We start from the raw sequence: 14,952 nt of genomic DNA, 5'->3' as shown, positions 1-14,952 counted from the left end.
CACTATATAGCTGGTAATGTTAGGGTAAAACTAGCTATCTCATTATTACCTGCTAGGTAGCCTTGAGTCTTATTGATCATCTTAACGGTATAAAAACCTTCGTTAGATAGTTTTTTCCATGAATCTCCTTCTGTACCACTCCACCATATTCCTTGAGAACCTACTGCAAGAATCTCTTTACCATCTGTTTCTGGAACAAAAATGATGTCACTGCTATAACCAGGACCGTTACCGTTATCCATAAGTTTCCAGCTTTTACCTCCATCGCGAGTAATTGCTTTGTTGTACATATTATCTTCTTTCTTATTCCAGTCACCTCCTATCATAACACCATTTTTGGCATCTATAAAATCTATAGCATAAATACCGGTCATTTCACTACCTGCTATCATAGGTGTAGAATACTCCTCCCAGGTAGAACCTCTATCTGGACTATGTAAAATACGTGCTGCCGCACCACCTGTTGCTAGCCATACATTATCTTCATAAATAGCGATATTTGAATTACTTGCTGCAAATGCCGCCTCGTCTTTAATGAATTCTGGTAGATAGGTACATTTACATTTTGCCCAAGTATCGCCACCATCAAATGTCTTTATAACCGACAGGCAGTCTTCTGTAGCATCACCAAAGGCTATTCCTTCTTCATCATTCCAGAATTTCATACTATCATAAAAAACACGCTCTTCAAATTCTGTGTAAACTAATTTTACTTCGTCATTTGCTTGAGTTATTTTATAAATCAACGCAGGGTTACCAGCACTTAATATATACGTATATTGAGGTGTTACCGCGATGGATCTAAATTCTATTTTCTCATCTTCATTTAAAGTAACCCTAGAATTTGTAACCGCATTTGTAGCAGCATCTATCCTACCGTACTGCCCATTACTACCAGAGAACCAGTACTCTCCATCACCATAATCTAACGCTCTCACACTTATTGAGTCATTAGAAATGGTCTCTAATTGCAGCGTTACATCTGTACGTGTTAGGGTTTTAACTTCTTTAATTTCTTCCTTTTGGGAATCGTTTTTACAGGCTGTGATCAATAAAATCAAAGCCATAAATAGTAATTTTTTCATGATGTAAAAATAAGTCAGAATTAATAAATAGGATATTTAAAATTCCGCTTTCGCGAAAGCGAGATAACAATTAAAAATCATTTAAAAAACAAGCTCTCATTCTATAACTTACTGAGGAATAGCTGTACTTTTGCAAAATGAGATTTCACCATAACTTAGTGCAAGCTACTGTAGATGCTTTGCACAATATATTCAACGACGGCAAGTATGCCGACCAAGCTATTCAAAAAATCCTAAAGCGTGATACACGTTGGGGTTCTAGAGATAGAGGATTCATTGCAGAAACTACTTACGACATCGTAAGATACAAGAGATTATACGCTTCTATTGCAAATGTAAATGAGCCATTTAAACAAGAAGACCTATGGAGACTAACTAGTGTCTGGATAGTTTTAAAAGGTTATGATCTTCCTGCATGGGATGAATATTACAACACACCAGTAAGACGTATAAGAGGTAAACTGGACGAAGTAAGAAAGAATCGCAAGATGCGTGAGTCTATTCCTGACTGGATGGATGAAATGGGTGTAGAAGAATTAGGTAGTTTATGGGATCAAGAAATTACTGCGCTTAACAAGCAAGCGTCTGTAGTATTGAGAGCAAACACTCTTAAAACTGACGTAGCTTCTCTAAAAGAAAAGTTAGTTGCCGAAGAGGTAATGACTACTACTAACGAGCGTTTTCCTGATGCGTTAATTCTTAATGAGCGTGCAAACGTTTTCCGTACTAAGTTATTTACTGACGGTTTATTTGAAGTACAAGATGCTGGTTCTCAATTGATCGCATCTTATTTAGATCCTAAGCCAGGACAGCGTATCATGGATGCGTGTGCAGGTGCAGGTGGTAAAACACTACATCTAGCGGCTATGATGGAAAATAAAGGGCAAATTATCGCTACTGATATCTATCAAAGCAAATTAAACGAACTAAAAAGACGTACACGCCGCGCTGGTGTGCACAACATAGAAACTCGTTTATTAGAATCTACTAAAACCATTAAGAAGCTGGCTGGTAAAATAGATGGTCTTCTTATTGATGCGCCATGTAGCGGTCTAGGTGTTTTAAGACGTAATCCAGATGCTAAATGGAAGTTGCAACCAGAATTTATTGATAAAATTAAAGCTACACAGCAAGAGATTTTACAGTCTTATAGCCGTGTGGTAAAATCTGGCGGTACTATGGTGTATGCTACTTGTTCTATTTTTCCTTCAGAAAATGAGGTGCAAGTTGATACGTTCTTAAAGTCAGAAGCTGGTGCAGATTTTGAATTAGAAGATTCTCAAACTCTTTATGCACATAGAGATGGCTTTGATGGTTTCTTTATGGCAAGAATGAAAAAGAAATAAATTTATTTTACTGTAGAGGACAGTTATCCCCTTATACTATTACCATACAGAATTATTTATATATGAAAAACTTTACCCTGTTATTACTATTACTTTCTGCAGTGGGTTTTGCACAAATACCTGCAGGTTATTACAATAGCGCTAGTGGACTTACTGGCTACCCATTAAAGTCTGAGTTGCGCAACATTATAGAAAATGGTCATACAGATCAAGGCTACGGTGCACTTTTTAATTTATACGACACGTCTGATAACGATACCTATTATCCTAATCAAGGAGAAGGTATCACAGACCAAACGACTACCATAGTAGATATGTATTCTGAAAATCCTACGGGAACAGATCCTTATAACTTTACTTTTACCGATAGATGTGGTAATGTGAGTAGTAATGAAGGTTTTTGTTATAATCGTGAACACGTTTTTCCACAGGGTAGATTTAATAGTAGAACTCCTATGCGTACTGATGCACATCATGTAATACCTACAGATGGTCAGGTAAACGGACGTAGAAGCAGCTTCCCTTTTGGAGAGGTTAACAGCCCTACATTTACATCTCGCAATGGTAGTAAAGTAGGTCCTAATACAACTGCTGGTTTTTCAACTACTGTATTTGAACCTATAGACGAGTTTAAAGGAGACATCGCTAGAATGTTACTTTACTTTGCTACTAGATATGAAAATGAATATAATGATAGTGCTTGGGACAGCCACACAGCTGTAAATGATCCTAGAAATGGCTCTCAAGGTCAGTATTATGAGCAATGGTATGTAGACCTTTTACTTTCATGGCACAATGCAGACCCTGTAAGTCAAAAAGAAATAGACCGAAATAATGATATTTATGTATATCAAGGTAATAGAAATCCATACATAGATAATCCACAGTATGTGAATATGATCTGGACTGCTACGGCGAGTAATGAAGACGTACTTTTATCTAATATCTCTATCTATCCTAACCCATCTACCGGTACATTTTATATTAAAGATTCAGGAATAGCTATTGAAAATATATCAGTTTATGATATATCTGGAAGACTGTTAAAAATACAACTAGACAATAACCAGTTTAGAATCAACTCTACTGGAATATTTATAGTCCGTTTAAGTAACGGTGATCAATCTAGATCTTTTAAGGTGATTGTGAATTAATACTTATTGTAGAAACAAGATTTTAAAGCCGCTGTAATAAGCGGCTTTTTTTATGAGTTGTTTTTATCTCGCTTTCGCGAAAGCGGAATATATAGAAACCCTATCCTTAGTGGTGCACTTTTCTAATCTTTTAAATTAATTGTAATATAATTGTTTTAATCAACTACCATTATTTAACTAATCTTTCTATTCTAACATGACAACAGTGTAATTTAACTTATAAAAAGAAACTTAAACGTGAATTAGATGTTTTTAAGTTTATATTTAAACTTACTTTTGTAAATATTTAACTTTGATTTTCAGGTTTATTTCTTTTTAACATTAACTAAGTTCATTGTATGACTCAAACAGAGGATTCTTTTTTTATTGTAGGTATAGGTAGCTCAGCAGGTGGTCTTAAAGCTTTAGAACAATTTCTTGATAATTGTCCAAATCATACCAAATTTGCATTTGTAATCGTGCAGCATTTATCTCCACATTATAAAAGTTTAATGCCAGAATTACTTTCTAGACATACCGAGTTAAAAGTTAAGGAAGCCTCTGATGGTGACGTTGTTTTACCCAATAACGTATACCTAATGCCTGGGTCAAAAAATATTCAAATCAAAAATGGTCAGCTAGAACTAACCAATAGACAGCCTTCTAACCGTGTTAATTTTTCAATTGACATATTTTTTAACTCACTTGCAATAGATCAAAGAGAAAGAGCTTTCGCCATTATTCTTTCAGGTACTGGATCTGACGGGACTAAGGGTGCAAAGTCTATTAAAGAAGTGGGCGGGACTGTTTTTGTTCAAAGTCCAGAATCATCTAGCTTTGATGGTATGCCTAAAAGTGCTATCTCAGAAGGACTTGCTGACTATATTCTACCACCTAATGAAATGGTTAATGAATTAATCCAATTTGTATCAAACCCACATTATCCTTATCCTAAAGCAACAGGAGATCAAAACAATCTTGAATCTCTTGGTAGGATTTTAAGACTTATAAAAAATTATACCAACTATGATTTTATTTCTTACAAGAAGCCTACTTTACTGAGAAGAACAGCAAAAAGAATAAGCATTACTAAAAATGAAACTGTTGAAGATTATATTGATTACCTCCATAATAATCCAGAAGAAAAATTCTTACTTGCTAATGAATATTTAATAGGTGTTACTAAATTTTTTAGAGACCAAGGTGCTTTTGATATTATAAAAAGTAAGATAATTCCAAATCTATTTGAAAATAACGACCCTAAAAAGATCTTAAAAATATGGACTGTTGCCTGCTCTACAGGAGAAGAGGCTTATTCCATGGCTATTTTACTACAAAATTATATTGATGAAAATAATTTAAATGTAGCATTTAAAATATTTGCAACAGATTTAGATCAGCGTGGATTAGACGTGGCTACGAAAGGAATCTATGGAGAAAACATTGAGGCCGAAATACCTCTACATTTTTTAAAATCTTACTTCATAAAAAGAGATAACAAATATCATGTAATTCCTAAAATTAGGAAAAGCATTATATTTTCAAAACATGATATTCTTCATAATCCGCCGTTTAATAAGATGGATTTTATTTCCTGTAGAAACATGCTTATTTATATGGAGAATCATATCCAACAAGAGGTATTATCCAGTCTTCATTATGCCCTAAATCAATATGGCTATTTATTCCTAGGTAGTTCAGAAAACTTAGGGAATCTCAGTAGAAACTTTGAAGAGACTAGTTCTAAATTTAAAATTTATAAAAATATACAACCAGAGCGACTCATTCTCAAGAATAAGACAAATGATTTTTGGAGAATTAATTCTAAAGACAAAAATAATTTTCAATTTAAAACATCTGGTAGCTCACTAGATGATAAAATATCAAAATCCATTAATAAATTCATAATGACGGAAATGAACGCCGTTAGTGTTTGTGTTGATGATAATTTTGAAATTTTACATGCTACAGGAAAACTTAAAAAATACATTCAGTATCCTGAAGAAGGTTATTCTAATAATCTACTTAAAATGTTACCAGATGAGTTGAATATACCAGTAAACTCGGCTATTAGATTGATAAGTCATAATTCAGAGAAAAAGATAGAAAAATTTATTAAATTTCTGAAAGATGAAGAACTGATCAACATAAAGCTGGTCGTGAACAGTATTGATATGGTTTCTCTAAAAAATCGCTGTTTCTTAGTAACGATAATAGAGTTAAATTTACCTAAGAAAAATGAGATTACCTTAATTGAGCAAAAACAAATAGTCTCTAACGTTGATCAGGTTTTAGAACTTAAAGAAGCTTTAAATGAAACTCGCGAAAATTTACAGTCTACCATTGAAGAATTAGAAACTTCAAATGAAGAAATGCAAGCTACTAACGAAGAAATGCTTGCCTCAAATGAAGAATTACAAAGTACTAATGAAGAATTACAGTCTTTAAATGAAGAGTTACATACCGTAAATGCTGAGTTACAAGCAAAAAATGAAGAACTTTTTGAACTAAACGCAGATATTGAAAACTTGATGCAAAACATCAATGTAGGAACAATATTTCTAGACAGAAAATTTCATATTAGAAAATTTACACCATCTGTTACAGATCATTTTAAATTACAGCAAGAAGATATAGGTAGATCTATTACAGACTTTTCTGGTACCATAGGAGGAGAAGACTTAATAAAACACTCAGCACAGGTTATAAAAACATTACAACCTTTTCAATGTGAAATTAAAAACAAAGAAGAAATCTGGTTTCATTTACAGATTTTTCCTTATCGCAATCAGCGAGATAGTATTCAAGGTGTAGTAATTAATTTTATTAATATTCATAATTTGAAAAATGCAATTTATGAAAAAGAGAAATTAAATACATTCTTAACTTATTTAAACAAATCAAACCCAGCGATCTTATACATTTATGATGTAATAAACGAGAAAAATATATATTCCAGTTCTAGTATATGGAATTATGCTGGATACGATGAACAAGAAATTATTGACCTAGGAGCAAATGTACTTTCAAAAATAATTGATCCAGAAGATCTCCACGCAGTAATAGAACATCATGATAAAATCAAATCTCTTAAAGGTGAAGAAGAGCTTCAAATAGAATACCGAATTGTTCACAAGGAAACCAACCAGAAAATATGGCTTCTAAGCACAGATAAAGTTCACGAACGAGACGAAGAGGGTAATGTTATTTCCATTATAGGTGTAGCTATAATAACTACCAAACTTAAAAAGATGGAACAAAAGGTAAGAGATGGAGAGCAACGTTATAGACTCGCTCTAGAGAGCACTAATTCTGGTCTATGGGAATGGATGGACATTAGAGAGGATAAATTATGGTGGTCAGATGTAATTTATAATGAACTAGGGATTTCTAAAAAAACGTATCAACCTTCATTCAGTTCACTTGTTCAATTAATTGAACCAGATCAACGATCGGATTTTCAAGAAAAAATTCAGGAACATATTGATAATGGACAACCCTTCGTTCAAGAAGTTTTATTTAAAACAAAAAATAATGGAACAAAATGGTTTAAAATTAATGCCCAAGTTCAAAAAGAAGTAAACAGTAAGATTAAAATGATAGGAACTATTCTAAATATAGATAGTAATAAAGTTTCTCAAAAGAAAATGGAAAATCTTAATATCGAGTTAGAAAGATTTGCTTACTTAGCTTCTCATGATCTTAAAGAACCACTAAGAACAATTACTAGTTTTACCGACCTCTTCAAGGAAGAGTATAGTGACATTTTAGATCCAAATGCTTTTCAATACTTAGATTTTATAGAACAAGCTTCTAGTAGAATGATTACGTTAACTAATGATCTATTAATATATTCTCAACTAGATGACAAATCATTAAATTTTGAAAAAGTAAACCTCAATGATGTTGTGCACAATGTTTTAAAAGATTTAAAAACTGCTGCTGATGATAACAAAGCTTTAATTAATGTTGATAAACTCCCTGAAGTGATTTGTGATAAATCACAAATAAGACAATTATTTCAAAATTTAATTGCAAATGGTCTTAAATATAGAGGAGAAAAATCACCATTAATTCATATTTCTCACAAATCATCTGGCGATAATTATGAGTTCACTATCAGTGATAATGGTATAGGAATAGATGAAAAATACCAGATTATTATATTCGATGTATTTAAAAGACTTCATAGCCAAGAAGAATATGAAGGTACTGGTATAGGTTTAGCTAACTGTAAAAGAATTATAGATAACCATAATGGTACAATTAAAGTGAAATCAAAACTTAATAAAGGCTCTGACTTTATTTTTTACTTACCTAAAAAAATAAAAAACAACGATTAAATAATTAATGCGTCACTTATAACAGTTTAAAATTAAAGAATATCGTTTATTATTTAAGCTGTGAAAAATGCTTTAAATCGTTTATTTTTGATTTTTAAATCGATAAGCATGAACAATTGTGATTGTTTAATCAGAATATTTAAGGCGCTATAATTTTATGAAAAAAATCGATTGCATTTTATTAGTAGACGACAGCCCGTCTACTAATTTTTACAATAAAAAAATAATAGAAAAAGCTAATATTAAAGCGGATATATTTGAAGCGTTTAATGGCTTAGAGGCATTGGATTTTTTAAAAAAACAAAATAAATTTAAAGGACAGGACATTGTAAAACCTAACATCATTTTTTTAGATATCAATATGCCCAAAATGGATGGATTTGAATTCTTAGAAGAATATTCAAAACTACCTAAAGAAAATAGATGTGACGTAATCGTTGTTTTCTTAACTACAAGTACGTGGACAAAGGATAAAATTAAAGCAATTGAAAATGATTTGATTTATGGATTTATTGAAAAGCCACTTACAAATAAAGAATTAGAAAAAATTATCGTTCATTACAATCAACTTGAAAATTAGGCAGCGGCTCTAGTTTGCTTTGTATACAAAACTTTTAAAGTGATTGTGAATTAATACGTATTATAGAAACAAGATTTTAAGGCCGCTGTAATAAGCGGCTTTTTTTATGTGTTGTTTTTATCTTGCTTTCGCGAAAGCGGAATTTCAACCTATCCCTATTCTATTAAAATGTATTTTAGCAGCATTAATAAATTTAATGAGCCAGGTACAACGTTTTACACTTTTAATCTTCTGTATATCTTGCTTTTCGATTACGGCACAAAAGTATTCCTATGGTGCAGAAATCGCTTTAGGTCAAAGCCTGCCTTCTAATAAAGAGTTTCCTGATCGCGCTTTACAATCCCAACTTTGGTTTCATGTTTCACAACAGAAAGATAATCCTGAAATTAAGTGGCATCAAAGATTACAGTTTCCAGAAACTGGAATAAGCCTAGGTTATTCTAATTATGGTAACAATGAAATTTTAGGTAGCTCCTACTCTATTTTACCCTTTATAAAGTTTAAGAGCTTTAATAATAACAGATTACATACTTACCTAGGTCTTGGCGCTTCTTATTTTACTCAAAAATATGACGCTGTAAATAATTCTTTAAATCACGCTATAAGTACTGATGTAACCTGGACATTTAGAGCTCTATTAAATTATCAATTACTTAAAACTGAAAAATGGAATTACAGCACAGGTTTAAGTGTTGTGCACCATTCTAACGGTCATACCAGTTTGCCTAATAATGGATTTAATTCCTTTTTAGTTTCTATAAATGCTACTTACCTACCTAAAAAGGTAGTTTTACATCCAGAATCTACTACTTCATCACATATAAAAACATCTTATCTATCGATTTACCAAGGTATAGGATTTCAAGTCTTCAGTGATCTTCCTTATTTTAATCGTAAGAAAGAAGTCTATACAGTAGGTGTTGAATACGGTAAAACATACAACAGAACTTGGAAATTAGGAATAGGAGCTTTTTACAGATTCTACCAGCATTATTATGATTATATCAACGATGGTGAATATCTAGTCAGGGAAAACCAGCGATTTTCTGATATGAAAGGAAAAGCTTTTTCTAACGCGACCAACATAGGCGTTTATCTTAAAGGAGAATTATTATTGAACTATATAGGCATAGAACTAGCTATAGGAGCAAATCTATATAAACCAGCTTATAAAATAGATTATTCTATTAATGAAGGTTGGGATAATCCTCCGAGAGAATTCCCTGATGGATGGCAATTTGCCGATTTAGATACCAGATATAAAATGAGACATCTAATCAATTCTCGTGTAGGTATAAATTATTACCCATTAGGAACCAATGATTTTAAAAATCATAATTTCTACATAGGTGCACATATTAATGCTAACTATGGTCAGGCAGATTTTACTGAATTGCGATTAGGTTATGTTTATGAATTTATTAGATAAAACTAATACCATTAAATTGTAAATAAGTCCGTTAATAAATACGTTTTCGCGCAAGCGTAACAGTAACAAATATCATACTAAAAAAGTATCTTTGCAGCAGCCCAAAAAAGCGCTCAAATGATCCATTTTTACGGAAATCCGTCCAAGTCAGTTTACGCAGTTCAAACCCAAGCACCGATCTCTACAGAAGATGATCTTAAATTACAATGGCTTTTTGCCGATGCTCCTAAATTAGATGCCAGTACTTTATCTGGTCATTTTACAGGACCTCGTGCGACTACCATTACTCCATGGTCTACAAATGCTGTAGAAATCACTCAAAACATGGAGATTAAAGGTATTTTACGTATAGAAGAATTTCACAAATGTGAAGAAGACTCCTCTTATGATAAAATGTTACTTCAAAAATTTGATGGTCTAGACCAGTCTCAATATGATGTAAATGTACAAGCACAAGGTGTTCTAGAAATAGACGACATCGCTGCGTACAACATGCAAGAAGGACTTTCATTGAGCGACGATGAGATCGATTATCTTATAGCTCTTTCAGAAAAACTAGATCGTAAATTAACGGACAGTGAGGTATTTGGTTTCTCACAAGTAAATTCTGAGCACTGTCGTCACAAGATATTCAACGGTACTTTTATTATTGATGGTGAAGAGATGCCTACTTCCTTATTTAAATTAATTAAGGAAACTTCAAAACAAAACCCTAACGATATAGTTAGTGCTTATTCTGATAACGTAGCATTTGTAGAAGGACCACAGGCAGAGCAATTTGCCCCTAAAACAGCGAACAAGCCAGATGTATATCAGACGAGTTTATTCGACTCTGTAATATCACTTAAGGCAGAAACACACAACTTCCCTACTACCGTAGAGCCGTTTAATGGTGCTGCAACAGGATCTGGTGGAGAAATACGTGATAGACTAGCAGGTGGACAGGGTTCTTTACCTCTAGCTGGTACGGCAGTTTACATGACTAGTTACTCTAGATTAAATGAAGAACGCCCATGGGAAAATGGTTTTGACGCACGCAAGTGGTTGTATCAGACACCTATGGATATCCTTATCAAAGCGTCAAATGGTGCGAGCGATTTTGGAAATAAATTTGGTCAGCCATTAATCACAGGTTCTGTATTGACTTTTGAGCATCAAGAAGGTGATCAAAATCTAGGTTTTGATAAAGTAATCATGCAAGCTGGTGGTATAGGTTATGGAAAAAAAGAACAAGCTTTAAAGAAAACTCCAGACGCTGGCGATGACATTATCGTTATGGGTGGAGATAATTATAGAATAGGAATGGGTGGTGCTGCCGTAAGTAGTGCAGACACTGGCGCACTAGACTCTGGTCTAGAATTAAATGCCGTACAACGTTCTAATCCAGAAATGCAAAAACGTGCTGCAAATGCAATACGTGGACTGGTAGAAAGTGAGGACAATCCTATAAAATCTATTCACGATCATGGTGCAGGTGGACACTTAAATTGTCTGTCAGAACTAGTAGAAGAAACTGGCGGTATTATCGATACTGATAAATTACCATCTGGAGATCCTACTCTATCTCGTAAGGAGTTGATAGGTAACGAATCACAAGAACGTATGGGACTGGTTATGGATGCAACCGACACTCCTATACTAGAAGAAATAGCGGCTCGTGAGCGCGCTCCTTTATATAAAGTCGGTAAAGTAACTGGCGATAATAAATTCACTTTCAGCGAGAAAGATGGACGCAGTCCTATGGATCTTGCTCTAGAAGACATGTTCGGTTCTAGTCCTAAAACTATCATGGACGATAAAACCATAGAGCGCAAGTATGCTGCCGTTACTTACAACGCAAGCGATATTAAAACATACATCTCTCAAGTATTACAACTAGAAGCCGTAGCTTGTAAAGACTGGTTAACTAATAAAGTAGATCGATGCGTTACAGGTCGCGTTGCAAAACAACAGACTTGTGGAGAATTACAACTACCGTTAAATAACGTAGGTGTAATGGCTATGGATTATAACGGTAAAAATGGAGTTGCAACCACTATAGGTCACGCTCCTGTTGCTGCATTAATCGATGCAGAGGCTGGTTCTCGCAACGCCATTGCCGAGTCGCTAACTAACCTAGTTTTTGCTCCTTTAGAAAAAGGACTTAAAGGTGTAAGTTTAAGTGCAAACTGGATGTGGCCATGTAATAACCCTGGAGAAGACGCTCGTTTATATGCTGCTGTAGAAGCGGTAAGTAAATTTGCCATAGATCTAGGCATCAATATTCCTACAGGTAAAGACAGTCTTTCTATGAAACAAAAATATCCAGATATGGATGTTCTTGCTCCTGGAACGGTTATTATAAGTACCGTTGGTTCTTGCGATAACATTAGTAATATAGTAGAGCCAGTTTTACAGCGCAACACCTCAGCACCTATTTATTATATTAATTTGAGTGGTGACGACCATAAATTAGGTGGTTCTAGCTTTGCTCAAACTCAGAATAAAATAGGTACAGAATGTCCAGATATTGTTGATAGTTTCGCTTTCGCGAAAGCGTGGACAACCATCCAAAATCTAATAAAAGAAGGAAAAGTACTTGCAGGACATGATATTGCTAGCGGTGGACTTATAACTAGTTTATTAGAAATGTGTTTCCCTTCTCAAAACGTGGGAATGGATATCGACCTAGAAAACGTAAATGAAGATCTTGTAAAAGTATTATTTGCAGAAAATACAGGTGTGATTTTACAAGTAACAGATACCTCTGTAGAAAGTGCCTTACTAGCTGCAGATGTTGAATACTACCACCTAGGAGAAGCAACAGATCAACCATTTTTAACAATAAATGACCTAGAATTAGATATCAACGCATTGAGAGATGAGTGGTATCAAACTTCTCACTTATTAGATAGAAAACAATCTTTTAATGGTAAAGCAGACGAGCGTTTTGCTAACTATAAAAATCAGCCGTTAGAATTTACATTCCCTGATCATTTCACAGGAAAATTACCAGAATTACCTCAAAAACGAGTAAAAGCTGCTGTAATACGTGAAAAAGGAAGTAATTCTGAAAGAGAAATGGCACGTGCCATGCACCTAGCAGGATTTGAAGTTATAGACGTACACATGACGGACCTTATCGCTGGTCGTGAAACTCTAGAAGATGTTCAATTTATAGCCGCAGTAGGTGGATTCTCTAACAGTGATGTATTGGGAAGTGCCAAAGGTTGGGCTGGAGCATTCTTATATAATGAAAAAGCAAATACGGCATTAAAGAACTTCTTTGCTAGACCAGATACCATGAGTATAGGTGTTTGTAACGGTTGCCAGTTATTTGTAGAACTAGGATTAATTAATCCTGATCATGATGTAAAGCCTAAGATGTTACATAATGATTCTGGTAAGTTTGAGTGTAACTTTACAAGTGTAGAGATTGCCAATAACAATTCAATTATGCTACAATCTTTAGAAGGTAGCAAACTAGGAATATGGGCAGCACACGGAGAAGGTAAATTCCAGTTGCCAATGGACCGCAGCGATTACCAAATCCCTGCAACCTATGCTTATGAAGGTTATCCAGCAAATCCTAATGGATCTGACTATAACGCAGCGATGCTGAATAGTGAAGATGGACGTCACCTAGTAATGATGCCACACCTAGAGCGATCTACATTCTCATGGAACTGGGCACACTACCCTACAGACCGTAAAAATGACGAAGCAACACCATGGTTAGAAGCATTTGTTAATGCTCGTGTGTGGTTGGATAAAAAGTAATATTTTACATTTATTGGTAAACGGATAAGTCGCTTTTAAGTAGGGACTTATCCGTTTTTTTGGTCTTATTTGTTTTATATTCGTACAGATATCACCAGTTAGAACGTATTTAAGGAATGAACAAACATCAAAAATTAGATTCGATTTTAAAATATATGTCTGAAAATATTGGAGACATACCGAATAGGCCTGATCGAATTGTTGAAAAAGCTAATCTAAATTTTGAGAAATCGGAATCATATATGATGTTTAAAATGTTATTAGATGACGGTTATGTTTATGAACATACAACCGAGGCTTTTTACGGAATTAAATATAAGGGAATAATTTATTTAGAAAATGGAGGTTATACATTTCAACATGAAATTTATAAAAGAAAAAATATAGCAGAAAAAATTTCTGACTATGTAGATATTGTTGTTAAACCAATTGGAATTATAACTGCAATTTTGGTTTCCTTTTGGCACATCTTAAAGTTGCTTGTTTTTTTTGGAATAATTAATTCTTATGTTAATTAAAAAAGAGCAAAAAATCATCCTTTTCATAATATTATAAAGCTAAATAAAGGATAATAAAATAGGGTTTATCATAGTCAGACTAACAAAACATACGCCCAATAAACACCTAAAATAAAAAATAACGTTACCTCTTTTTCAATTTGACACATTATTATCTAGGCTCATAAAATCGATTCATTGATTCTAGAACTTTTTTACTAAAGCAACTAAGTTTTGTTTTTAAAAATTAAATATACTGTCGTGATAAAATAACCGGATTACGCTTTCGCGAAAGCGAAATTATAAACACAAAAAAAACCACTGCTCTCGCAGTGGTTTTTTCTATTACTGATGTGTCTCGTCCTAGAATAGCGATACACTAAAATTTTAGTGTAATGGAAACACCTATAAACATTAGTTATGTAAAGCGTACCCAAAAAGACTACTCGCTTTCTTTTAAACTTCAAGTGGTAGAAGAAATTGAATCAGGACAACTCGATAGATTGAATGCTCATTTAAAATATGGTATTCAAGCAAGATCAACAATTACCTCATGGCTTCGTAAATATGGTACCTTTGATTGGGAAAATCTATCCGTTGTAAGCATGTCTAAAACACCTGAACAAAAAATTATCGAATTAGAAGCAAAAGTCAAGTTGCTTGAAAAGCAGAAAGCAAGAGCAGAACATCTAGTAGAACGAGCAGATAAGAAAGTAATTATTTTTGATATGCTTGTTGATATGGCAGAAAAAGAATACGACATTGAGATCAGAAAAAATT

General features: G+C 33.6%; 8 protein-coding genes and 1 pseudogene. 8 read left to right on the top strand and 1 reads right to left on the bottom strand.

Going from position 1 to position 14,952, the window contains the following annotated elements; all coding sequences use genetic code 11:
* Positions 1-2: 2 nt before the first annotated feature.
* The gene (locus ABJF08_RS00045) at positions 3-1,085 is read right to left on the bottom strand and encodes an exo-alpha-sialidase (protein WP_348114006.1); all 1,083 of its coding nucleotides are present in this window, start codon (positions 1,083-1,085) and stop codon (positions 3-5) included.
* A 137-nt stretch (positions 1,086-1,222) separates the two neighbouring features.
* On the opposite strand from ABJF08_RS00045, the gene ABJF08_RS00040 reads away from it, so the two are divergent.
* The 8 genes and pseudogenes from ABJF08_RS00040 to ABJF08_RS00005 all read left to right on the top strand — a co-directional run.
* Positions 1,223-2,431, top strand: a complete 1,209-nt coding sequence (locus ABJF08_RS00040) for an RsmB/NOP family class I SAM-dependent RNA methyltransferase (protein ID WP_348114005.1) — start codon at positions 1,223-1,225, stop codon at positions 2,429-2,431.
* 62 nt (positions 2,432-2,493) lie between these two features.
* Positions 2,494-3,585 carry an endonuclease gene (locus ABJF08_RS00035; protein ID WP_348114004.1) on the top strand — a complete coding sequence of 364 codons (1,092 nt, stop codon included), beginning with the start codon at positions 2,494-2,496 and terminating at the stop codon, positions 3,583-3,585.
* A 338-nt stretch (positions 3,586-3,923) separates the two neighbouring features.
* Positions 3,924-7,907, top strand: coding sequence for a chemotaxis protein CheB (locus ABJF08_RS00030; RefSeq protein WP_348114003.1), 3,984 nt, complete (start codon positions 3,924-3,926; stop codon positions 7,905-7,907).
* 157 nt (positions 7,908-8,064) lie between these two features.
* Complete coding sequence (locus ABJF08_RS00025; RefSeq protein WP_348114002.1) at positions 8,065-8,487, top strand: response regulator; 423 nt, start codon at positions 8,065-8,067, stop codon at positions 8,485-8,487.
* Positions 8,488-8,593: 106 nt separating this feature from the next.
* Entirely contained in the window at positions 8,594-9,916 is a 1,323-nt protein-coding gene (locus tag ABJF08_RS00020) for an acyloxyacyl hydrolase (protein ID WP_348114001.1), read from the top strand.
* A gap of 117 nt (positions 9,917-10,033) precedes the next feature.
* Positions 10,034-13,675, top strand: coding sequence for a phosphoribosylformylglycinamidine synthase (gene purL / locus ABJF08_RS00015; protein ID WP_348114000.1), 3,642 nt, complete (start codon positions 10,034-10,036; stop codon positions 13,673-13,675).
* A 116-nt stretch (positions 13,676-13,791) separates the two neighbouring features.
* The gene (locus ABJF08_RS00010) at positions 13,792-14,193 is read left to right on the top strand and encodes a hypothetical protein (RefSeq protein ID WP_348113999.1); all 402 of its coding nucleotides are present in this window, start codon (positions 13,792-13,794) and stop codon (positions 14,191-14,193) included.
* Positions 14,194-14,567: 374 nt separating this feature from the next.
* A pseudogene (locus ABJF08_RS00005) lies at positions 14,568-14,952 on the top strand (IS3 family transposase); the annotation flags it as partial.

It is taken from the genome of Nonlabens sp. (genome assembly GCF_039941875.1).
Classification (GTDB): Bacteria; Bacteroidota; Bacteroidia; order Flavobacteriales; family Flavobacteriaceae; genus Nonlabens.
Note: the sequence above shows the minus strand (reverse complement) of the source record. Positions and strands in the feature narration are given on the sequence as shown.

What these genes read in the sequence shown, in the direction of transcription:
- ABJF08_RS00045 (WP_348114006.1), bottom strand. Translation starts at nt 1,085, where the DNA reads ATGAAAAAATTACTATTTATGGCTTTGATTTTATTGATCACAGCCTGT.
- ABJF08_RS00040 (WP_348114005.1), top strand. Translation starts at nt 1,223, where the DNA reads ATGAGATTTCACCATAACTTAGTGCAAGCTACTGTAGATGCTTTGCAC.
- ABJF08_RS00035 (WP_348114004.1), top strand. Translation starts at nt 2,494, where the DNA reads ATGAAAAACTTTACCCTGTTATTACTATTACTTTCTGCAGTGGGTTTT.
- ABJF08_RS00030 (WP_348114003.1), top strand. Translation starts at nt 3,924, where the DNA reads ATGACTCAAACAGAGGATTCTTTTTTTATTGTAGGTATAGGTAGCTCA.
- ABJF08_RS00025 (WP_348114002.1), top strand. Translation starts at nt 8,065, where the DNA reads ATGAAAAAAATCGATTGCATTTTATTAGTAGACGACAGCCCGTCTACT.
- ABJF08_RS00020 (WP_348114001.1), top strand. Translation starts at nt 8,594, where the DNA reads ATGTGTTGTTTTTATCTTGCTTTCGCGAAAGCGGAATTTCAACCTATC.
- purL (WP_348114000.1), top strand. Translation starts at nt 10,034, where the DNA reads ATGATCCATTTTTACGGAAATCCGTCCAAGTCAGTTTACGCAGTTCAA.
- ABJF08_RS00010 (WP_348113999.1), top strand. Translation starts at nt 13,792, where the DNA reads ATGAACAAACATCAAAAATTAGATTCGATTTTAAAATATATGTCTGAA.